Source organism: Paracoccaceae bacterium, from assembly GCA_033344815.1.
Taxonomy (GTDB): domain Bacteria; phylum Pseudomonadota; class Alphaproteobacteria; order Rhodobacterales; family Rhodobacteraceae; genus Roseobacter.
This window is the reverse complement of record JAWPMR010000001.1, coordinates 3,225,668-3,246,511: the sequence shown is the minus strand read 5'-3', so window position 1 is coordinate 3,246,511 and position 20,844 is coordinate 3,225,668. Positions and strand designations below refer to the sequence as shown.

The following is a 20,844-nucleotide window of genomic DNA, read 5'->3' as shown; positions in this document are numbered from 1 at the left end:
GCGCGTCGTCGCCGATTATTGTGAGGTTTAGAGCGACTACTTTTTGAAGACCCCACCCTCTCAAAGGATGACTCGTTTGCAGTCATTCTAGCTCGCCTCGCGAACGCAGTCGCGTCGTGATCGCATCGCCGATTGCACTTAGCAGGTTGTTAAGTCCGGCTGCGTTTGTGAGGTCTGGCACAAAGTCAGGATGCGACACGAACTCAGATTTTGATCCTGCGATTAGCGTTGCGGAAATCCGCCTGGCAAGCGCCTCGTCTGCAAGAAGGAAATAAGGCACGACCCGTTTTTCTACCTCTCTGTCGAGCAATGTCACAAAGCAAGCTTTAGGCGTTAGAGGGACAATCGTGCGCAAGCCATCACCAAGATCTTCCTGAAGACTAAATCTGTCCGGAAGCACGAAGATTGGAGTGTTTGATTTAACAATCGCCCACCGGCTTTGAATAATTGGCTGAGCAAAGCGGTTGTAGAGCTCATTGTTTTGAAACAGCGTTTCATATACCTGGCGCGCCGTTTTGGGAACGTTGTCGTGCCCACCCTCGGCAATCATGAGTGCAATGTCTTTTTCAATGGTTTCAATGAAATGTGGGTTTCGCAGCATCTGAATGATCAGAAAGCCGACGAACGCCTCTCTTTGCGGTCCATTGAGGGGGCGCGTATCCAACAGCATTTCTACTGGTCTCTTGGCATCCCCTTCCAGCAGTGCGAAATATGCCTCAAGCTGATCGCTATACAGTGCATGGCGAAATCCCCATTTTCCAAAGTTGCGCGGCGATGAGGTCCAACCTTTTTTGGTGCATTGCCATCGACGAAGAAGGTCATCGGTGGCCCAATTGTCTTTCAAGAACCACCTAGGGATGAAGTGATTTTTTGCGACGGGTTTGACGGCAAGCTTCGCTTTTCGAGGATTCTTTGCCCGCTTAAGAGCATTTGTCGACTTGGGTTTCCAGCGTTCGTCTGTGATTTTTTTCCAGACATGGTCATAGGCCATGCGTGCTGTCCTGGAAATGGTATCCGCGCCTTTCGGACCCAGACAGGCTTCTCGTTCCACTTCAGGATTTATAGTATTAGGTGGCCTGTTGTTGATGCGCTGTTCAACCACGCGTTCCCCAAGCCAAATTTGCAGGCGCGCAAGCTCTAGAATCATTTCTTCGCGCAAATCAATGTGGAGCTCTGCGTCATCGTCGGTCACCAACCCCATCAGCTCTGAAATGATCCGATGGACAACCTCATCCCAAATCGTCGCAAGCGGACGCACAATATGCTCCGCGTCCAATGGCGCATGTTTTCTGACCGCGCTCAGACAGTGCGGTATCTTCGCAGGGATGAAGGGCAGCGTGTCTCGTTCAAGATGGGATTTTTTCGAACTTGTCATGTCTTTTGAATGACCTTCATCTTGGTGCCAAACAGATTTTCCGAACTAGCAAACGATAGCCCAAGCCGGGAGACGGTCCTAGGAACATGTCGCAGATGAAGGGCCCGCTGGAAAGTTTCAACGACTTAAGCTGTCCGCTTTGGTTTGAAAATCACAATCACCAAAGCCTGTGCAGCGGTGCATCGTTAACTTTTGTGATGGAAGGCAGCTTTGGGCCATCATTGCCTACTGCTGTTTGAGCGTGCATCCTTGACCGCACGATCACCGGATAACTAAGTATTGGAAATATGGATTTGGACCGCAAGCAGCTCGATCAATTGATGAGAGAATGCCTACAAGAACTCTACGATCAAGATGGTCAGATCTTAGCTCAAGACATCGGTGAGCGTGCAATATGCGGACGACTGGCTATGCTGATGGGCCCGAAGTTTCCCCGATACAAAGTGGATATTGAGTACAATCGCAAGGGTCCCGGGTTGGAACCGAAGGACATCGAAATGCCGGATCAAGACGGTGTTTTGACGACAAGTCGAGTTTTTCCGGATATCATAGTGCATGAGCGTGGGCACAATCTTCGCAACCTCTTGGTTGTTGAGGTGAAGAAAGCCACCAATGCCGTCGGTGATGAGCATGATCACGCTAAGCTGCAGGCGTTCTGTTGGCAGTTGCGATACCAAAACGGATTATTCTTGCGTTTGTCGACAGGGCCTGAAGCCGACTTGGGACGGGTTCAACACCGATGGTTTGAAGGGCCTGGTAATTGATGAACTTTGAACGACTTCTCTTGAGAAGCTGCAGTACAGAGAAAGCGACTGTGACGAATGTCCGCTTGGGTCGAAGAAGGAACAAAATTTGGGATGACAGAGCTGAGTATTAAGCAGGCAAATACTACCGCATTCAAGACCTTTAGTAATTCACATGAAGAACTTGGGAATGTCCTAAAGATAGTCAGCGTCGGCCTTTCGCTGACAATAGAGGAAATTCAAAGTGGAACCCCGGCTAAATCACTTTGGTCGCGAGTTGGGGCGCTTTCTGAGGATTGGGGGACAGTACCCATTTTCACTCGAGAGATTGCGGAAACAGCATATGCCGAAGTTGCGAACCTTGGACTTGCCAGGAGTTTTTCAGCGTTTGATAGATATTTGGCGGACATTGGAGGCGAACTTGATAGCTTTGACCATTATCACTCTTCTGGGTCCGTAGCATTGAAGAGCATAACGGATGACGACAGTGTCGGTCTCGATAATCCAGGGATGGCGCTTGAGAGGTTTTGTGAACGCCAAAGCTTCAGCAGGTCGAATGTTGAATTTGCAGCACCTGTTTTTGACTACTATCGTGCGGCTCGCAATTGCATAATTCACCGCAGTGGGGTGGCAAGTCGAGAGCTTGAGACGAAGGTGGTTTCGGCCAGCCTTTCTGAGTCTTTGGCCAACTGGGAGGAGCTAACGGACGAGCACGGACCGCTGAAGTTGAAGAGCTTTGAGGAAGGTGAAACGATCAAACTCGACTATTTTGATGCAATTTTGTGCTCCTCAATCTTAAGACGCCTAGCCTTGGATATCGACGCCCAAGCGGTAAGGCGCATTGGGATCGAAGGCCTAACTTTATTGGCTGCAAAACGTTGCATGAAACGATGGCAGATTAGCACAACCAACCTCGAACACTCTACCGCGCCAAAGGCCATCGCTTCGTATCTATCACGGGTTAACCGTGTTGTTGGGGTTGGCTGGAAAACTGTCGAGCCCCAACTCAATAGACTTGGTATCCTTAAAGAATGTAATCGAGTATTCGAGGCCAAGAATTAGGGGCTGACCTGATCATACAAAGTTCTGTAGCTCGACACCAATGTCCTGTTTTGAGAAGTTGCACTACAGCGTCCGTGGTGCGGTCCAAAGTCGTGCTTGGGCCGTTCTTAAGTCCTTATCGCTGAAACGGAATGACGTTTTCGTCACCGCTTGCAAAGGCGACCGGGCCTTCTTTCTTGATGGTCGCAAGCGCTTCCTCAAATGCGGCCTTATCATCGTCGTACAGATCGTCCCATACGATGGATGTGCCGTCTTCGGTCACCACTTCCAGGGACCATCCATGTCCGCCTTCGAGCTTGTAGATGTCCACTTTGAAAGGGACGCCTTCCACAACGATCTGCTGTGAAGCGCTGGAAATGACCATACTGGGTTCAGTTTCTATTGGCAGGCCTCATAATGTTTTGCAGACAACCCTAAACATCTCGTGGATGGTTGCCAACGTCATCAATGCTCGTCCTGCGCTTTCGCATTCATTCGCGAGGGTCGAGTGCGCCCTCGGCCGACTAAGTCAACGCAATTGAAGGCCTGACCAGTTTGGCGCTGCGGGTGGCTGATCTCTGCGGGTGCCGCCGAACGGGGCATCACCCATGTTTTCTCGGTCGCAGCAGTGTCAGGTACCCGCCGTCAACCATCCGTCCGGCATCGCGCAAGAGCGCCATAACGGCAAAGCGTTGCGACGCGCTTTGCCACTCGTCCCGGCTGATCGCTGGCAACTTGAAGACCACCTCTGCAATCTCACGCTGAGAGGCCCCGGCAAGCCGCCCATCATGGGCCTGCAGCATGCGTTTGGCGCGCAGGCGCTTCTGGCGTGTCAGACGTTTGTCGGCAGGAATAGCCCGTCCATGAAGCTGTGCAAGAAGCCGATATACCGCATCCAGCCGAGCGAACCCCTCGTGGCCGAGCGGTACAACCGCGACCAACGCGGTACTGTCGGGTTCGCATTGAAGGATCTGGACACGGCGTTCATCCCCGGCATCATTGAGATGATGGAGGCCGTCCCGGTCGGAAATGGTGGTCGTGTTGGGGAGTGGGGTCAGCGGACTCGCATCCTCCAGTACCGCGGGCGCTGGCTGCAAAACGATAACTGCCGGGTCGATCCCAGGGTCCCAAAAGATGCGGGCCTTTGGTGCTGGCAGGGAGGGATCGACCGCGAAATCGCAACCTCCATTTGTCGAGAAGCGCCGCTTTCAAGGCCGCAGAATCCGTGGCGGCCTTTGACAAGGTCGCGTAGTCCTTTGAATAGCGTTTGTTTCGGCGCAGCCATTCCCAGGCAAGATCGGACGCACTCAGGTATTCGACGTAGTCGTACTCTGCCGTGGAACGCCAGCCGGACTGGTCCGACGGCATGACAAATCCTGTTCAAAAACATCTCGCAAGCTTCAGGATTTTACACGCAATGATTGATTTTCGGGAGTCTCGCCCCGTTCACTTCGGCAGGTTTCGGCGTGAGTCAGCCGCTTGGGCCGTCGCCGCCTCCCTGGAGGAGCTCGCGATACCCCTGCTCGGTCATCCAGCGCGCCCGCGCAAGGTGACTATCATAGACGCGTCTGCAGCGCTCGGGTGCCTTCACCGGATCAAGGCCAAACAGGATCTTGACCACCTCGCGCCAGTCAGCGCCTTCCTCTGCGGCGTCGAAGAGGCGGAGGTAGAGGACCATATGCGCGTGGTCGTATTCGGTAAGTGTCTCGCTTGCCGGTGGCGCGTCGAGAAATGCTGTGTCGGTCTGTGCCATGAACGTGCAGGATCGCAGAAAGGACCCCCCTCCCATAGTTGTCGTTTTGTACAGACCCCAAGCTGGGGGTCTTCTCAACTCTTTACGACGACTTGGCCTTTTTCACCTGCTGCGATGTCAGCAACACGCCCTCACCGTCGTCCGTTCGCAACAAAACAATGCCTGCGGCCTCAAACGTCCGACGCACCTGATCGTCTGTCGTCTCGTAGACCCGAAGTCCTTTTTGAGACTCAAGCCTTTTGAGAGCGGTCAGTGATACCAGGGCCTTATCGGCAAGCGTTTGCTGCGTCCATCCCAGCAAAGCGCGCGCGGCCCGTGATTGTCGGGCGGTGATCATGATGATCACCTCCCACCCAGCCAGTCACTCATGCCAGAACTACGACTATTTTAGTCGTAGTTCCCTTGGCTTGCCAGAGATCACCAATGTTGCGGCGCGGTATTGAGGTGATCCGCCACTATGGCCTGCCAGGTCCGAATCGCATCAGCGATGGATTGTGCATGCAGCAGGTTTTCGCCGAATGATACCAAATGTGATCGGGGCAGAATGGCCAAACACGCGAAACCCGGCGACTTGCGCCGCCGGGTCCGGGGTGTCGCTTGCTCAGGACTGGACGTCCTCTTCGTCGATGAAGGTCTCGTCTTCGTCGTCGGTCGTCTTTGCCCGGTTCAGGAAGTCGACAGTTTCGGCGATGATCTCGCAGCCGTAGCGGTCGACCCCGGCGGCATCGGTCCACTTGGTGTAGTGGATGCGGCCGCGCACGAGAAGCTTCATCCCTTTCTCGCAATACTGCTGAACCGTCTTGCCGAGGCCGTTGAAGCAGGTGATGCGGTGCCATTCGGTGTCCTGAACGCGAAAGCCGTTGTCGTCGCGGAGGACCCGACCTTCGGCATAGCGCGGGCGGGAGGTGGCGAGGGTGAAGTTCGTGATCGAGGTGCCGCCTTGTGTGGTGCGGGTCTCGGGGGTCTGGCCGATGTTGCCAGCGAGGATGACGATGTTTTGCATGATTTGGTCTCCGTTGCTTCATCCGAAGGGACCGTCCCTCCGATGAGGCCCGTCAAAGACCGCTGGACGAGGCCTGCACTGACGCCATCGGCGTCTGCTTGACCCCCAAAGGCGGGACGTGGTGCGGGCAGGCGCGGCACGCGCCAACACGGGTTCCGCCGTGCGGGGTTGCTGGCCTCGGACGGACGGGATTAGGGAATCAATCAGGAGGAGGGACAGGTCTTTCTGAAGAAGCGCCAACGGAGACGCGGCGCAGAACCAGCATCCGAACGCAGGTTTAACGTCGGACATCCCCAAGGCGCAATGACGCCGAGGCTCCTCTTATCATCCTCGCCACCTCGCGCAGCACGGCCGCCACAAATCCGAAGCGGGACAGAATCCGCATGAACGGCACACGCTCAAGACAACCAGCACCGTGTCGGCTGCCATAGCCTCGGTGGGACGTTTGTTCAGCGGCGGGAAAGGGAAGCTGCATTCACCCGGCCTTACGGGCAACAAGCAAACCGAGAACAGCGGGTCGAGTGCGTTTGCGCTTGAGAGAATCCGTCTTTGTCAGACTGCTGTGAGGAAATGGCGGGCGACGTCGTCGAGGTATTCTAAGGCCGCGACGATGTTCCTCAATGAGGCACACCCGAGGCTTTGCGGCCCAAGTCGACCGGAGTGTGTTCAAACGAAGCCGAGCTCAGACCATGCCGATTGCGTCACGGCTCGAGGACGCCGTCGCCAAGCGCGTTTAGATTGATGATTGCCGCTATCGCGACCACGGCACCACAGGTCCCACTCAGAACCGTCAGCATAACACCCGGATCAAGGGCATGTTTTGCGATCCCATGAGCCAGCGCATACCCCGCCACCGATGCAGGCGCAGCGAACAGGCCGAGCGCTGCAAGGCGAAGGAAAGGGTTCCGCGCAAATCCCAGAATGGCGATGACGAGCCCGATGGAAACAACTGCCCCAAGCACACCAGCAAGGAAGGCAACTCCGAAACTGGAACCCCCGCTCTGAACCTGCATGAAAGCGGCAATACCGGCCATGACCGGAAGGGCGAAGATCGCAAAGCGAAAGGCTAGAACTCCGAGGGCGACGGATAGCGAGATGGCAAGAAGAATTAGCGACATGGAAGCCTCCATAGGTCAGTGACACGAATGATCACGACAGGCTGCCCGAATGAACGCTCCGCCTGCGACTGCGCTGCTACGCCGGTTCTGCTGGTCCGATTATGGCCCAAACCCGCTTTTGGCCGAAGAAAAATGTGACGATGCGGCGAACCTTCGCGCATTGCGCTTCGTTCGACCCCATCGCAGATAAAGTGACCGCAGAACGGTCGTGGGTGCTGACTTGAATTCCGGGCGTGTGCGGTATATATCTTCCCCAACGAGGAAAGGATTTAGACATGGCCGCCGAACTGACGATCAACGAAGTCGCGCACATCGCCGATGTCCCGCCACGCAGTGTGGAGAAGGCAATCGAGACCGGTATCATGACGCCGGTAAAGCGCCGTGGGATGTTCACCAAGACCCGCGCCCGGTTCCTCAATGTGGATGCCGTCTGCTACTTCGCGACTGTCGGACACATGAGGTTTCTCAAGGAGATTCCGGTGAGCCGCAAAAAGATCCTGATGAAGGCCATCCGAGGGATGGCCGGTACAAACCTCGCGCCGCTCGATCTCGAACCCGGGCTCCACCTCGATCTGCCAATGATCGCGGGGACAAAACTCGAAGCCGCGCGCGCCTATATGGTGAACAAAAAGCGTCATATCACCAGTGATCCGGAGATATTCGGCGGTGTTCCGATCATCAAGGGCACAAGAATTCCAGTCTATGCGGTAAGCGGGCGGCTGGCCGACGGCGATACGATCGATGATCTGTTGGAAGACTACCCCGAAATCCCGCGGGAAGCCTTCGTCGCGGCCGACATCTACGCACGCACCCATCCGGAACGCGGACGCCCCGTGGCGGCTGGCCGTCCTTGGGAGGCGGCCGCGTAGTCCCGCATGAACCTTTTCTTCGACGAATGCGTCTCGGCAGGTGCAGCGGTTCATTTTCGCGACACGACCGCCCATGCGACCTGTCACACGCGCGATATCAACATGTCGGGTGCGACGGACACGGATGTGTTGGCCTATTGCATTGCTTACGATCACACGCTGATCACTGTAAACGGCAAGGATTTTCGGAAGCTCTGCGGAAAACCAGACCAAATGCATCCGGGTCTGATCATAATTCCATCGGTCTCAAAGGCGCGTCAGATCCTGTCCATCGAGGCCGCACTCGCGTTGATCAATGAAGAAGCACCGCCAGAGACACCGCAGGATTGGATGGTCAACCGCGTCGTGGAGGTCAATTTCCAAGGTCTTGTGACGCATGCGGAATTGCCGAAGGACGGCACGTAGTTCTAACTTGGACAGCCGGGGCTGCGTCGGTGAAGCCCAATCATACCGGCGCTTTCGGTCGTTGCGGCAGTTTTTCGGTTGAGACGCCTGCAGTGGGGTCAGGCGGCGCTTACGCGCCGCCCTCGTGTTTCAGAACCGGGATGCCCAGCTTGCGGGCTTTGTCGGCCAGGTTCTCCTGAATGCCCGTGCCGGGGAAGACCAGGACGCCAATCGGCAGAACATCCAGCATCGCGTCATTGCGCTTGAACGGCGCTGAGCGGCCATGTTTCGCCCAGTCGGGGCGGAAGGCGACCTGCGGCACTTTGCGGTGATCCGCCCAGCGTGAGGCGATGAGTTCTGTGCCCTTGGGCGAGCCGCCATGCAACAGCACCATATCCGAGTGCTTGGCATGGACCCGGTCGAGGCGTGCCCAGATCAGGTGGTGGTCGTTGAAGTCAGCGCCGCCTGTGACAGCCACCTTGGGCCCCTCGGGCAGAAGCAGTTGCGCCTCGGCCCGGCGGCGCGCGGCAAGGAAATCTCGGCTGTCGATCATCGCTGCGGTCAGATTGCGATGGCTGACGCGCGAGCCGCTCCGGGGATGCCAGGGCTTAGCGAGGTGATGCTCGAACCCTTCGGCGGCGAGGTCGCGGAAAAGTTCCAGTGCTGCGCGGCGTTCGAGCATGCTTTGCCCTTCGGTCAAAAGGCGCTCGAGTTCGAGGGACTTCACCTCGGAGCCGTCCTGTTCCCGTTGCAGGCGACGCTGCGCCTGTTCGTTGTCGTCGAGTTGCCGCTCGGTACGAGCCAGCGCGCGATGGAACAGGTTGACCGTCCCCCAAAGCAGTTCGTCGAGTTCGGGTTCAAGTCGGGTATCGCCCAGCGTGGCGACCAATGCGTCGATGATATCTGTGACAGCAGCGGCGACCTGGTTGCCCTCAGGCAGTGGGCGGGGATCGGGTTCATCCTCGAATGGACGCCAGCCATAAAGCTGGAGTTCGGTGAGGACGTGGTCTGTTGGTGACGAGCTGTGATGCGGCTCTATCGCTGTGCTTTCGTGTTCCAAGGTCATCTCAGGGCTCCTTTCTCGGGTGAGCCGCGCGACACACGCGGCCTTCGTGGCAGGAACGCGCCCACGGGCGGGAGGGACGGGCAGCCCGAGCCCTTTGCGAGGGCCTTGATGGCCAAGCCCGGCTATTTTGTTTCGCGATGCAAAGCGCCCCATCGGGGCGCGGCGGAAAATAACCGGAGCGCGGCCATTGCCGGACCATCCCGTTTGTGGGTCCCCTGCCCTCTGAGAAGGCCGTGCGCGCCGGCCAGTCCACGAGGAAGGGGCCGCAGGGAACCAGCACGAAAGGTCATGCGATGAGCGGTACAGCGATTACCGACCCGTTCCTCCTCTGACCGCCAAAAACCGTGCAGCGTCCTCGGGATGCAGATGAAGCCGTAAACGCTCTTGCAGGGCGACCACGCCGTAGCGTAGCAGATCATCGTTGAAGTCACCCAGCCGCGGGGTGAGGGTCAGCGCTTCGATCCCGGCGCCCTCTGCGCGAGAGCATAGGGTGTCCCTCGCAGCCGCGCCCGCCGGATCGCGGTCACGCAAAACATAGAGCCGCCTGAGGCCTTCGGGGAACTGGATGGCAGCGAGGTGTGCCGCCGACAACCCCGCGAGTGTGGCCATTGCAGGCAGGGCAGTGCGAACGGACAGAACGGTCTCTATGCCCTCGCCTGCGACGAGAACATCATCAAACGAGCCGAACCGGACCCCATGGCCAAGCATCGTGCCCATGGCCCGCCTCGGTGTCTCGACATCCGCCTTGTCGGTCCCATCCGGTCGCAGCCAGGTGCGATGTGTCCCCGTCTGGTGGCCATCCAGATCGGTGATCGCAGCGAGCATCGCCGGAAGCCGGAGCGCGGGCTCGCCGTTCTCGCACCGATAGTAGCACGTTGGATGGAACCGCAAGTTCGGCACCGGATTGAATAGACTGATCCTGCGGCTACGCAGATAGGACTCGGCTGGAGTGCCGCAGATCGGACTGCCCATCGCGAACAAGCGTCGTGCAGCTTCCGTTGATCCGACGTGCACCGGTGTCTGCAATCGGGCTACAGTCGGCAATGACGGCTCCGGTGGTGGCAGGCTCAAAAACCGCCGCGCTTCTGCAGCGACATCCTTGAAGTCGTACAAGCCGCAGCTTTCGCGGATGATGTCCAGCAGATCCCCGTGCAGGCCGGATTGCGCATCGGTCCACTTGCCTGCAGCTCCTTTGCCATTCGCAGGTCCGGAAAGAAGGACATACATGGACCGCCCTGGAGCATTCTGAACATCACCGACAATCCAGTAGTGCCCCTGCCTCCTGCCGTTTGAAAGGTAATGGCGGCACACGGCCTCGGCGTTCTCGGCAAGGCGACGGGACAGTTCTGCGGCGGGGCTGTGCATATGGACCTCCTTCAGCAATAGACAAAAGAAGGGGCCCGCCACTGCTGGCGGACCCCTGTGGCCAGACCTCTTGGATGGGCCTCGACCTGCTCGAAAGTCACTCGGCGGCTGTCTTGGCGAAGGCGTCCGTGGTGACGGGATCATCTTCGTCCGACACATCGGAATCTCCGATAGCCGGTTCGCCGCCGTCTTCCACCGATTGCCCTTCGCCCGCGTCGGTATTGTCGTCCGAAGCCGGTTCATCGACGTTGTCGACCAGTTCGAACTCCGCGACATCCTCCTCCGGCAGCGGCGGCGTGCGCAGCTGTTCCGGCAGCCAGCCGGTGCCCGCAAGCAGGTCCTCTGCGGCCGTGACCATCTCCAGCTTCTTGAGGCCAGAGATGCGGTCGGCAGCGTCCGCGCCCTTCGCCTCGTGAACGGCCTCAAGGATGCGCGCCTTGGTCACGCGACCGAGATAGCTGTCGCCGGTTACCACCCAGCCCGTCTTGGCCATGTTGAGCCCGACGGTCCCGGCCAGTACATCCGCATGCGCGATCGCACGGGGGCGGCGCTGGTAGTGATCGTGGACGGCATTCACGCTCATCGCCACGCAATGGGCGAACAGCGTCTCGCGGCTGCAACTGTCGAACTCGGTCAGCGCTTCCCATAGGTCTTCCGACGCCTTGGGCAGGTTGCGCGCCCAGGTCTCGTGCCGCTGGTCGATGGCCTGCGCATAGGCCGTGTCGCCAAGGCCCGGCACCTGCGACCCGAACGCCGCGTTGCGCGGTTCGATCTCGATGCAGCTGTCGAGGCCATAGCGGTAGAACAGCCGAAGCGTCATCGCATGGAGCGCCGCGAGGTAAGCGACCTGCGGATCCTGCGCCAATGCATTGCGGAGCGCCAACGTGCGATGCGCCGTCAGTTCCATGACGAGGCGGTCGGAGAGCGGCTTCAGGCCGTCTTCTTCCTCCTCGTCTTCGACGGTGGGCGAGACGGTGTCATCCGCATCTTCGTCAATCAGCGCTTCAGCATCGACATCAGCAGACTCGTCCTGTTCCTCGACTGGCTCGTCTTCGGACCGGACATGGCCGCGCTCGACGCGCATCCGCCCGGAGCTGTCGATGCTGACGAAGGCACCCGCCATTGCAAGGTCTTCCGCCTCGAACCGGATCGGACGCTCCTGGAGTGCCTCCATCGCCGTTTCGATCTCCCCGAGACGCGCGTCGACTTCCTCGGGCAACTCATCTGCTTCGGCATGCTCGGCCTCTAGCGTCTCGTATTCGGCCTTCAGCGCCTGATAGTCTGCGGCCTCAGCGTCGCTCATCGGTTCCGCTTCGCCATGGATGCGCCGCATGCCAAAGGTGTGGCCATAGGGATAGTCCGTGTCGACCTCTACCCACTTCCAGCCTTCGGCCCGGATCGCTTCGGCCTCCTCGGCCAGTTTCTCGCTCACCATGACATCGAGCAGGGCGGCATCCTGCAGCCAGCCGCCGTCGTCCTGCTCGAACAGGTCGCGCAGGATCTCGCCACCGGCGTCGACGTAGTCCTCGAGCCCGACGAACTGAGCCCGCTTGTCCGAGGCCCGCACCGCAGCCTCGGTCAACATGCGGCGGATCTCGTAGGGCTGCCGCGAATAGTGCCGCTGCAGTGCCTCCCAGATCTGCTCCTGCCGCGCGTGATCGGGATTGACCGTGAAGGCCATGAGCTGGTCGAGCGTCATCTCCTCCTCGGCATAGGCGTCGAGCAGCGAGGGCGCTACGGCGGCGAGCTTCAACCGCTGCTTGACCACGCTGGCCGAGACGAAGAAGGCCGCGGCGATCTCCTCCTCGGTGCGGCCTTTCTCGCGCATCGCCTGAAATGCGCGGAACTGGTCGAGCGGATGCAGCGGCGCGCGCTGGACGTTCTCGGCCAGGCTGTCCTCCTCGGCGAGCCCATCGGTGCGCACGATGCAGGGCACAAGGGCGGTCTTGTTCATGCGCTTCTGCTTGACGAGCAGTTCCAGCGCCCGGAACCGCCGCCCACCCGCCGGGATCGTGTACGTGCCGGTCTCGGCGCCGCTGTCGTCCAGCACGGGCCGCACAGTGATGGAACTGAGCAGCGTCCGCCGCGCGATGTCCTCGGCCAGTTCCTCGATCGACACGCCCGCCTTGACGTGGCGCACGTTCGACTGGCTGAGCATCAGCTTGTTGAAGGGAATGTCGCGCGAGGCGCTGAGGGTGATTTTCTGTTGCTTGGTCATCGGGATATCTCCAGACGGGCCAGCCGGGAGCCTCTCTCCCGACCTCCAAACCCGTCACGGAAAACCCGGCCCACCTCTCACTCTAGGTGGAATTGGGTAGCATCATGCGTCAGGCGCGGTAGATTTCGTCAACTTTGCGTGGTACATGTAGGACCGTTTCGCTGCTTGAAGGTTTTAACAATGCCTACCCGTAAAGAGCTTCTTGAAGACCTTAACGCCAACGTTGAAGGGCTGTCCGGAGAAATTCTTGACGGCGTTGAGGCTTACACTGCAAGCGCTGACCGGATATCGGAAGCCTCAGAGACGTTCGAATTGACAGTAAACGGCATGCGAGTGGCGCTTGACGATGCGGCTGAAAAACACGGACGGAGCCTCGAGCGCGCCGCTAACGATGTGGCGGGCGGTCTAATTGTCAGCTCGGTCATCAACGTGGCAGGAGCCGCCATTGGCGGTCTGTTCAAACTTGCATTGGATCGCCAGAAGGAAGCGGTCCAACGGATCCAGATAATAGATTCTGTGGTCAAGCTGCATGACACTCACGGGCCTATGGATTACGATTTCCTCGTCCAACGCTCCTACGCCCAAGATACTGGCAAGAAAAAGCGTCGCACTTTGATCAATGGCCTCATTTTCGAAGGCATCCTCTATGAAGAAGAGGTCGATGGCGTGATGAAGGTTCTTGTCGACGACGACAGCGACGCGCTCGAAGCACATTGGGACTGGATCGATGCGCTGGCAGACATGCACGCCGAGCTTGAAAACAACAGCTGAACACCGAGACTCGCGCGTAGTAGAACACAGAAACACCGAACGAACTAAACGGGATTGAAAGCGCCGCAATTCTAATTCCCAGACGGCTGCGCGCCAGCTCTTTGAACGGCTGTCTGGTAGATTGAGACAAAAGAGCCGGCGGGCATTCACAAAGGGCCTCTGCCCAACAATGACAACCGAACCTGAACAGCTTGCATACCGACTAGGAAGCTCTCTCCAATAGCACCTTCGCCTTGCCCTCCATCACCAGCCGGGCATCCTGCTGCGGCTTCGACCGGGCGACCGCCGTGATCCCCTGCACGAAGTCGAACACGCTTTCGGGCGGGCGACCTTCCTCGGCCAGCACCGTCTCGACGATCCGCCCCGTCTCCGCCTTCGAGAAACCGCGCTTGCGGAGGAAGTCCTGACGGTCGTCGTCGGACCGCGCGACGATCTTCTCGCGCGCCGCGCGGATGCCGTCGATGAAGGGCGCGGGCGAAGACTCGGCGAAGCGGCTCAGCGCAGGCGCGGCCTCATGGGCGAAGCGGGAGGCGGCGTATTTCGAATGCCGGATGGTGATCTCCTGGAAGTCCTCGACGCCCCAGAGGTTGCGGTTCTGGCAGACCGCCCGCAGGTAGAAGCTGGCGATGCCGAGCGTCTTGGCGCCCACCTCGGAATTCCAGCAGTAGAACCCCCGGAAATAGAGGTCGGGCGAGCCATCGGGCAGCAGCCCCGCCTCAATGGGGTTCAGATCATCGACCAGAAAGAGGAAGACGTCGCGGTCTGAAGCATAAAGTGTGGTGGTGTCTTTGGTGATATCGACCCGGGGATTGTAGATGCCAGTCGACCAGTCAAGTACGCCGGGCACCTTCCAACGCGTGTCGCCAGTGCCATTGCCCGCGATACGCTGGACGGCAGAGACCAGCTCGTGATCGTAGATGCGGCCATAGTCGGGCCCGGTCACGGCACGCAGTTCGGTGCGCCCGTCGCCGGTTTCCAGCGTCTTGATTTGTTCGGCGCGGTGGTTGGTCAGGCCGTATTGTAAGTTGATGCCTGCGAGTGGTGCGGGCAACTGGCGCAAATAGGCGGCAGGCGCGCCGACGAGGCTGGACAGTTGACCAAAGCTCCAATGCGTTGGCGCAATCGGCTCATCTGTTCCGGGCAAGACCAACCCCAACTTCTCAGGATTGTCGCGATGCGCCTCGACCCGGATCGCAGCGCTCTCCACCGTGCGCGTCCGACTGCGCTCTGCGCGACCTTTGACTGAGGCGAAAAGGTCGTCGAGTGACAGGTAGCGCTCATCGTCGGGCCGCGAAAACCATTCGGACGACACGCGGTCCACGTTCGAGCCGCGTGACACATCCACCTTGTAGCCGCCGCTCGCATCGGGGCGCGCATTGAAATTCTGTTCCTGAATCATGGGAAAATCTCCACGACAGGCGCCGGAGGCCACTCCTCCAGCCCTAGCCCGTCACGGCTCCCCAAACCCATCTCTCACTCTCCCGCCGGAGTAGCCGCGCGTGCAAACGGCGAAATCTCGCAACCCCAATTCAATGCCGTTTTGCGATTCGGGCGGGTTGTGGCATTCTTTATGAATGGGGCGATTGCGCTGGCAATTCGTCCGCCGAGGACCTCGCCATGGACAGAATTCGGACTGACACGCATTCGAACTACGGCCTTTACGGTGCCTATATGTGCGACGCCAGGCTTTCCCATACTGCGACAGCCTACGCCAAAGCACGCCAGCGCATGCGGCAACTCGCTGTTTTCCCATATGGTTTTTTCTTGAGACTCAGCGACCGTCGGTCATGCTGGGCTTTATGGAACGCATCGGTCAAAAAACATGCAGCGGCCAGACCGCAAGCGATACCTCGACAGGGCATTACTCCATTGGAGCCGAGAACGCAGATCGTGAAGTCGTGCGCGTGGGGCGTGCAAGCGATGACCCACGTCTGGTCGACTTGGTTCGCCTGCTGGCACGGCAAGCTGCAAGGGATTTTGTCGAAGCGGAAACCGCGCGTCATGGACAGACTCGCCCCCGCGATTAGGGAGGTGAGCATATGAAAGCAGCACTTTACGCGAGGTATTCATCGGACAATCAGCGCGATGCCTCCATCGAGGATCAGTTGCGCATCTGCCGTGCGCGTGCGGAACGCGAAGGCTGGACGATTATCGACAGCTATACGGATCGCGCGATCTCCGGGGCCTCGCTCCTCCGTCCAGGCGTTCAGGAACTGATCGCCGACGGACTCAAGCGGCGGTTCGACGTTATTCTCACGGAATCGCTGGATCGGCTGTCACGTGATCAGGAAGATATCGCCGGGCTCTACAAGCGGATGCGCTTTGCAGATGTGAGCATCGTGACACTCTCCGAAGGCGAGGTTAGCGAACTGCATATCGGCCTGAAAGGCACGATGGGCGCGCTCTTTCTGAAGGACCTTGCGGACAAGACCCGACGCGGCCTGCGCGGTCGGGTGGAAATGGGGAGGTCAGGCGGTGGTCTCTGTTTTGGCTATGACGTCATTCGGACGCCTGATCCGGACGACCGCGGTGAGCGCGAGATAAATCCGGAAGAGGCCGCCGTCGTGCGGCGCATTTTTCGCGATTATCTTGCCGGGCAATCATCTCGCACGATTGCAATGACCCTGAACAAGGAAGGCGTTGCTGGACCGCAAGGCAAGGAGTGGGGGCCCTCGACGATCCACGGGAACCCGAAAAGAGGAACCGGCATTCTCAACAATGAACTCTACATCGGTCGGTTGGTCTGGAACCGGCTGCGCTACATGAAGGATCCCGACACGGGAAGGCGGGTATCGCGCCCGAACCCGGAAAGCGAATGGGTGGTGCACGAGGTGCCTGACCTGCGGGTTGTAGACCAGTCGCTCTGGGACGACGTGAAGGTGCGGCAAGCCAGCCTCGCGTTCGACACATCCGGGGGCGAGGGTGGCAATCCGATGAACGATCGGAGGCGGGCGAAGCACCTGTTGGGGGGCCTCATTAAATGCGGATGCTGTGGCGGAGGCTATTCGCTGATCTCAAAAGACCTGCTGGGCTGTTCGACGGCCCGGAACAAAGGAACATGCAGCAATCGGATGAATATCCGGCGCGATGCTCTGGAAGCCTCGATCCTGAACGGCCTGCGCAAGCATTTGATGGAGCCGGAGCTCTTCAAGGAGTTCTGCGCGGAATTCACGCGCGAGGTGAACCGTCTTAGGATCGAGCGCGGCGCGGATTTGGTTGGATGGCAAAAGGAGTTTGAACGGGCTGATCGCGAGCTGGACAAGATGGTCGACGCCATCCTTCGAGGCTTTCCACCTGAGAAGCTGAAGGACAAGGCCGAGAAGCTGGAAGCACGCAAGGTCGAACTGGCCGAGCTGCTGGCGAATGCCGATGAACCACCGCCCTTGCTGCATCCGAACATGGCGTATGTCTATCAGGATCGGGTTGGCAAGCTGTGCGAGAACCTGCAGCGCGAGGAGGACCGCGGACCAGCGGTCGAGGTTCTGCGGTCGTTGATCGAGCAAGTAACGCTCATGCCTGACAACGAGGAATTGGCGATCATCCTGCGCGGCGATCTGGGTGCAATCCTGCGCTTTGCGGCAGGAAAGAAAAACCCCGACTTCCTTTCGGAGGCCGAGGCGCTAGACAACTTGCTATCGCAAGGATCGTTGGTTGCGGGAGTAGGATTTGAACCTACGACCTTCAGGTTATGAGCCTGACGAGCTACCGGGCTGCTCCATCCCGCGCCAAATCGAGCAAGGCTTGTCTATGTCTGACCCAGGCGGAGCACAAGTAGAATCCGCCATGGATTACGGTTTTTCTGACTTTTTTCTTCAGTTGAGTATAAACGCAATATTCGAAATCCCTGATTGATCGCCGGAACCGGACAAATGCCCATCTTTGCGCATGTTTTAAGACTGGCACCGCGTTTCTCTTCAGCATGCTTATTCGGTCAAAACACTGGCGGGAGACTGCGCCATGCAAGCACAAATCAAAAAAATCGAATATTTAGGTCGTCTTGCAAACTGCGTTCGCGCTATTGGCAGTATGGCACTGCTGAGGAAAAGTAGCTTGGACATTGTGAAACAGACCTCAACGAGGCGTTCAGTGTATTTGATCGACACATATTGGCTGCCGCGATCCGAATGATGGATGAGCTTTTCAGCTGGCCTGCGCGCATGGATCGCCTGTTCGAGCGCATCCAGAACAAATTGCGTGTCCTGCGCTGTCGATGCCTTCCCGCCGACGATGCGGTTCGCGAAGGTGTCGATGACAAAAGCAACATAAACGAACCCACGCCAGGTGGACACAAATGTGAAGTCGGACACCCATAGCTCGTTTGGCATTGAAGCCCTGAACTGGCGATTGACCTTGTCTATCGGGCATTGATCCACAGGCTGTCCGTGCGTGGTTTTGATCTTTTTGCCACGCCGGACGTCTTGAATGCCAAGTTGGCGCATCAATGGCTCGACGGTGCAGCGGGCAACATCAAACTTCTCACGGTTCATCGCGTGCCAAAGTTTGCGTGCGCCAGAGACAGACCGGTTCTTTGCCCAGATGTCGGCTATCTCCTTGCGCAGAGACGTATCTCGCTTGGCACGGTCCGAAGCCCGGTCAGGATCACGCTCGACGGCAAGGCGTTCATAGAATGTCCCCTCTCGGGACATTGCTGCGCAATGCCCTGCCGGGCAGTGGATGGGGCGATTTGCAGAACCCGGCAGATCGGCTCGACCCCATGCTCCCCGCGAAAGTCTTTGATGAAGGCAATCATTTGCAAGCGTTGCATCTGACCCCCTATTTGATACCTTCTCGCGGGCCTAAACTGGGGTTACATTGGCGCTACGCGCCAATGCAGGAACTCAAATTTGCGCATTTCCGGCCCAAACCTGCCATTCACCGACCGGCCAGCATGCTGCAGTCACAGCCCGCTTTGCGGTCATTCGCTGCAAGCGCAATCTCCGGGCTTCATTGAGCTCACACATCGCGGACTTTACCGACATTGAAGATTCTGCCTTCGCTTGCGCGGCATCGGTTTGCGGGCGCAGGGCGCGTTTCGCTGCGTTGCAGCCTACGTCGAAAAACCGGTCATTCAAATCCACCACGCACCCAGTTCCCAAACTGCCCCTTCGCAACAATGTTGCTCGACTATCTAGACGCGGACAAAGATGCCATTAAGGCCAACGAACTGAATAGCTGCTTGTTCGAGCCTTACGCGATCGAACAAGATCTCGAATGCGGCATCGCGCTCGAAGGGTCCGAGGTCAAATCGCTGCGGGCAGGCGGTGCCAACATCGCCGAGAGCTACGCGCAGGTGGACGAGGGCGAATTGTGGCTGATCAATAGCTATACATTGCTCCCTACGAGCAGGCCAAGAGCTTCCGCCACGAAGAACACCGCCGTCGGAAGCTTCTGGTCAGCCGCAAGGACCTCTGGAACGCTACCCCGCGGCAAGGCATGACGCTGGTGCCCATCGTGCTTTATTTCAATCACAAGGGCATGGCGAAGCTGAAGATCGGCATCGCCAAGAGCAAAAAGCTGCACGACAAGCGCGACACCTCCGCCGAGCGCAACTGGAATGACCAGAAACAGCGCTTGCTCAAAGAGCGGGGCTGATCAAGCCCATCAACACTTGACCCAACCACCTGCAGTTGTCACAGTCCCGGTCGGAAATTTGGGTATGCCGCATTAAAACAGCTTGGGATTTGTTAGCTACAAACGGGGGGGCCGGTGCCGATGAATGGTTCGGTACGTCCAAGGCAAGCGTCGAGATGTATCTCAAGCAGACATTCGGTGCCGATAACCGCGAAGTGTTCTTTGACAGACACTTGGTTATACTTGGGGCCAATTGGCGCAGCGAATTGCGCGATGGGCTGGACCGCGCCCCGATCCTAATCCCTTTCTTCTCACCTGGGTATTTCAATTCGGACTATTGCGTTGCTGAGCTAAAGACATTCATGACGCGCGAAGATCACCTTGATCTGGAACGCGGCACTCTAATCCATGCGGCCCGCACCCACGACAAAAACCATTTTCCGTCTTGGGCACGGGACATCCAAGCAAGGGATTTTTGCGAGTTCTTTCTGCTCGGACCAACATTTGAGGTGTCCGAAGTCCGGCACGGATTCGACGAAGCGCTCAAGGAATTTACCACTGGCGCTGGAGACAAGATAAAGCATGTTGCCAATAATGTGCCCCACCAACCGGACTTTCCGAAACTGCCCAATGTTCCTGATCCAGTTGAGTAAAACCCGACACTTGCTGCCTTGTTCGGTCCGCAAGCGCCAGTACAACAACCTTTTCGGGGGCAGTTCGTTTGATGGAAGACGTCACGCTTAAGGGATTTGACTTGCGCCCGGCCCAAGAGGTCAAGCGGCAACCGGAAAAGCCGCAGGTCAAGCCAGGAAAAATTTACACCTTCTATTCGTTCAAGGGAGGCGTTGGTCGGTCCATGGCCATGGCGAACGTCGCCGTTTCGCTGGCCGTGCAGGGAAATAAGGTCTTGATGATCGGTTTTGACCTCGAGGCGCCGGGGCTAGAGCATTTCTTTTTTTCTCATGATCCGACATTGCAGGATCGGTTGCGATCCGGCTCAGGTCTCATTGATTTGCTGACACCCAAATCGATGGATTTGCGATCGGTTGTCACCAAAGTCAATCTCGATCTTGAAGCACTGTCTTTTGCTGTCAACGAACCGAATGATGGCGCACGGTTGGACATCATTCAGTCGGGGCGTGCATCCCGTGCGGCTAACGACTACACCCAGTTGGTACAGAACCTGAATTTGGACGACCTTTACACCAAACACGACATCGGCAATCGATTTGGTGCGTATCGCGGCGAGTGGCTGGCCAAATATGACTACGTACTGATCGACAGCCGCAGCGGTATGACTGATAGCGGGGACCTTTGCACGGTAGTACTAGTGTATGTAAGGACTGCGCTCAGGAGGCCTTGACCGCAAACAAATCGACAGAAAGTAACAGAAATGGATTGTAAACCTGATCTGCCCGGATCAGGGGGCGGGGTCATGGTTGAACAGGGGGCGGATGAAACGCTTACAACACCAAGATGTATTAGCTTCCTACTGGTTTGACGTTTGCAGGAACGACATGTTTTGCGGATGCTTAGCCCACACGGACGCAAAACTGCCCGCGCTGCG

The 20,844-nt window shown here is 58.1% G+C and carries 20 protein-coding genes, 1 tRNA gene, 2 pseudogenes and 1 other annotated feature; of the genes and pseudogenes, 10 read left to right on the top strand and 13 right to left on the bottom strand.

Features of this window, described 5'->3' with window-relative positions; genetic code table 11:
* Nucleotides 1-82 precede the first annotated feature (82 nt).
* Nucleotides 83-1,192 (bottom strand): DUF4238 domain-containing protein, encoded by a 1,110-nt coding sequence (locus R8G34_15060; protein MDW3224175.1) that lies wholly within the window; start codon nucleotides 1,190-1,192, stop codon nucleotides 83-85.
* A gap of 470 nt (nucleotides 1,193-1,662) precedes the next feature.
* Here R8G34_15060 and R8G34_15055 point away from each other — a divergent pair, with 470 nt between their 5' ends.
* Nucleotides 1,663-2,139, top strand: coding sequence for a hypothetical protein (locus tag R8G34_15055; protein MDW3224174.1), 477 nt, complete (start codon nucleotides 1,663-1,665; stop codon nucleotides 2,137-2,139).
* Between the two features lie 57 nt (nucleotides 2,140-2,196).
* Nucleotides 2,197-3,180: a hypothetical protein gene (locus R8G34_15050; protein ID MDW3224173.1), complete on the top strand. Its 984-nt coding sequence runs from the start codon at nucleotides 2,197-2,199 to the stop codon at nucleotides 3,178-3,180.
* A gap of 115 nt (nucleotides 3,181-3,295) precedes the next feature.
* Here the strand turns inward: R8G34_15050 and R8G34_15045 are convergent, their stop codons facing one another.
* The 6 genes from R8G34_15045 to R8G34_15020 form a co-directional block, all read right to left on the bottom strand.
* On the bottom strand, nucleotides 3,296-3,544 hold the full coding sequence (locus R8G34_15045; GenBank protein ID MDW3224172.1) for a hypothetical protein: 249 nt from the start codon (nucleotides 3,542-3,544) through the stop codon (nucleotides 3,296-3,298).
* A 217-nt stretch (nucleotides 3,545-3,761) separates the two neighbouring features.
* Nucleotides 3,762-4,256: a DUF2285 domain-containing protein gene (locus R8G34_15040; GenBank protein ID MDW3224171.1), complete on the bottom strand. Its 495-nt coding sequence runs from the start codon at nucleotides 4,254-4,256 to the stop codon at nucleotides 3,762-3,764.
* 374 nt (nucleotides 4,257-4,630) lie between these two features.
* Nucleotides 4,631-4,912 (bottom strand): DUF2285 domain-containing protein, encoded by a 282-nt coding sequence (locus R8G34_15035; GenBank protein ID MDW3224170.1) that lies wholly within the window; start codon nucleotides 4,910-4,912, stop codon nucleotides 4,631-4,633.
* A gap of 82 nt (nucleotides 4,913-4,994) precedes the next feature.
* Nucleotides 4,995-5,249 carry a hypothetical protein gene (locus R8G34_15030; protein MDW3224169.1) on the bottom strand — a complete coding sequence of 85 codons (255 nt, stop codon included), beginning with the start codon at nucleotides 5,247-5,249 and terminating at the stop codon, nucleotides 4,995-4,997.
* A 264-nt stretch (nucleotides 5,250-5,513) separates the two neighbouring features.
* On the bottom strand, nucleotides 5,514-5,915 hold the full coding sequence (locus R8G34_15025; protein MDW3224168.1) for a single-stranded DNA-binding protein: 402 nt from the start codon (nucleotides 5,913-5,915) through the stop codon (nucleotides 5,514-5,516).
* 701 nt (nucleotides 5,916-6,616) lie between these two features.
* A complete protein-coding gene (locus tag R8G34_15020) occupies nucleotides 6,617-7,033 on the bottom strand; it encodes a hypothetical protein (GenBank protein MDW3224167.1) in 417 nt (138 codons plus the stop codon).
* Between the two features lie 275 nt (nucleotides 7,034-7,308).
* Between R8G34_15020 and R8G34_15015 the strand changes: the two genes are divergently transcribed.
* Together R8G34_15015 and R8G34_15010 are read left to right on the top strand one after the other, a co-directional pair.
* Nucleotides 7,309-7,902, top strand: coding sequence for a DUF433 domain-containing protein (locus R8G34_15015; GenBank protein ID MDW3224166.1), 594 nt, complete (start codon nucleotides 7,309-7,311; stop codon nucleotides 7,900-7,902).
* A gap of 6 nt (nucleotides 7,903-7,908) precedes the next feature.
* The gene (locus tag R8G34_15010; GenBank protein ID MDW3224165.1) at nucleotides 7,909-8,307 is read left to right on the top strand and encodes a DUF5615 family PIN-like protein; all 399 of its coding nucleotides are present in this window, start codon (nucleotides 7,909-7,911) and stop codon (nucleotides 8,305-8,307) included.
* A gap of 109 nt (nucleotides 8,308-8,416) precedes the next feature.
* Here the strand turns inward: R8G34_15010 and R8G34_15005 are convergent, their stop codons facing one another.
* The 3 genes from R8G34_15005 to R8G34_14995 all read right to left on the bottom strand — a co-directional run bounded on the left by R8G34_15005 (nucleotide 8,417) and on the right by R8G34_14995 (nucleotide 12,935).
* Entirely contained in the window at nucleotides 8,417-9,352 is a 936-nt protein-coding gene (locus R8G34_15005) for a DUF2493 domain-containing protein (GenBank protein ID MDW3224164.1), read from the bottom strand.
* Between the two features lie 309 nt (nucleotides 9,353-9,661).
* A complete protein-coding gene (locus tag R8G34_15000; protein ID MDW3224163.1) occupies nucleotides 9,662-10,717 on the bottom strand; it encodes a toprim domain-containing protein in 1,056 nt (351 codons plus the stop codon).
* Nucleotides 10,718-10,814: 97 nt separating this feature from the next.
* Nucleotides 10,815-12,935, bottom strand: coding sequence for a ParB/RepB/Spo0J family partition protein (locus tag R8G34_14995; GenBank protein MDW3224162.1), 2,121 nt, complete (start codon nucleotides 12,933-12,935; stop codon nucleotides 10,815-10,817).
* Nucleotides 12,936-13,115: 180 nt separating this feature from the next.
* Between R8G34_14995 and R8G34_14990 the strand changes: the two genes are divergently transcribed.
* On the top strand, nucleotides 13,116-13,706 hold the full coding sequence (locus R8G34_14990) for a hypothetical protein (GenBank protein ID MDW3224161.1): 591 nt from the start codon (nucleotides 13,116-13,118) through the stop codon (nucleotides 13,704-13,706).
* 202 nt (nucleotides 13,707-13,908) lie between these two features.
* Here R8G34_14990 and R8G34_14985 read toward each other — a convergent pair whose 3' ends face one another.
* The gene (locus R8G34_14985) at nucleotides 13,909-15,105 is read right to left on the bottom strand and encodes a DUF932 domain-containing protein (GenBank protein MDW3224160.1); all 1,197 of its coding nucleotides are present in this window, start codon (nucleotides 15,103-15,105) and stop codon (nucleotides 13,909-13,911) included.
* A 400-nt stretch (nucleotides 15,106-15,505) separates the two neighbouring features.
* Here R8G34_14985 and R8G34_14980 point away from each other — a divergent pair, with 400 nt between their 5' ends.
* Nucleotides 15,506-15,733 (top strand): hypothetical protein, encoded by a 228-nt coding sequence (locus R8G34_14980; protein MDW3224159.1) that lies wholly within the window; start codon nucleotides 15,506-15,508, stop codon nucleotides 15,731-15,733.
* A 12-nt stretch (nucleotides 15,734-15,745) separates the two neighbouring features.
* Nucleotides 15,746-17,398, top strand: coding sequence for a recombinase family protein (locus R8G34_14975; GenBank protein ID MDW3224158.1), 1,653 nt, complete (start codon nucleotides 15,746-15,748; stop codon nucleotides 17,396-17,398).
* On the opposite strand, the gene R8G34_14970 is transcribed toward R8G34_14975, so the two are convergent.
* Nucleotides 17,355-17,431: transfer RNA gene (locus tag R8G34_14970), tRNA-Met, on the bottom strand. The two genes, R8G34_14975 and R8G34_14970, sit on opposite strands and share 44 nt — an antisense overlap.
* A gap of 345 nt (nucleotides 17,432-17,776) precedes the next feature.
* Nucleotides 17,777-18,423 (bottom strand): annotated as a pseudogene (locus R8G34_14965) (IS3 family transposase).
* Nucleotides 18,382-18,458, bottom strand: a sequence feature (AL1L pseudoknot). Its footprint overlaps the pseudogene before it by 42 nt.
* A gap of 397 nt (nucleotides 18,459-18,855) precedes the next feature.
* Here R8G34_14965 and smpB point away from each other — a divergent pair.
* The 3 genes and pseudogenes from smpB to R8G34_14950 all read left to right on the top strand — a co-directional run bounded on the left by smpB (nucleotide 18,856) and on the right by R8G34_14950 (nucleotide 20,640).
* A pseudogene (gene smpB / locus R8G34_14960) lies at nucleotides 18,856-19,298 on the top strand (SsrA-binding protein SmpB).
* Between the two features lie 89 nt (nucleotides 19,299-19,387).
* Entirely contained in the window at nucleotides 19,388-19,930 is a 543-nt protein-coding gene (locus tag R8G34_14955) for a toll/interleukin-1 receptor domain-containing protein (protein MDW3224157.1), read from the top strand.
* A 71-nt stretch (nucleotides 19,931-20,001) separates the two neighbouring features.
* Complete coding sequence (locus R8G34_14950) at nucleotides 20,002-20,640, top strand: AAA family ATPase (GenBank protein MDW3224156.1); 639 nt, start codon at nucleotides 20,002-20,004, stop codon at nucleotides 20,638-20,640.
* The last annotated feature ends 204 nt before the right edge of the window (nucleotides 20,641-20,844 follow it).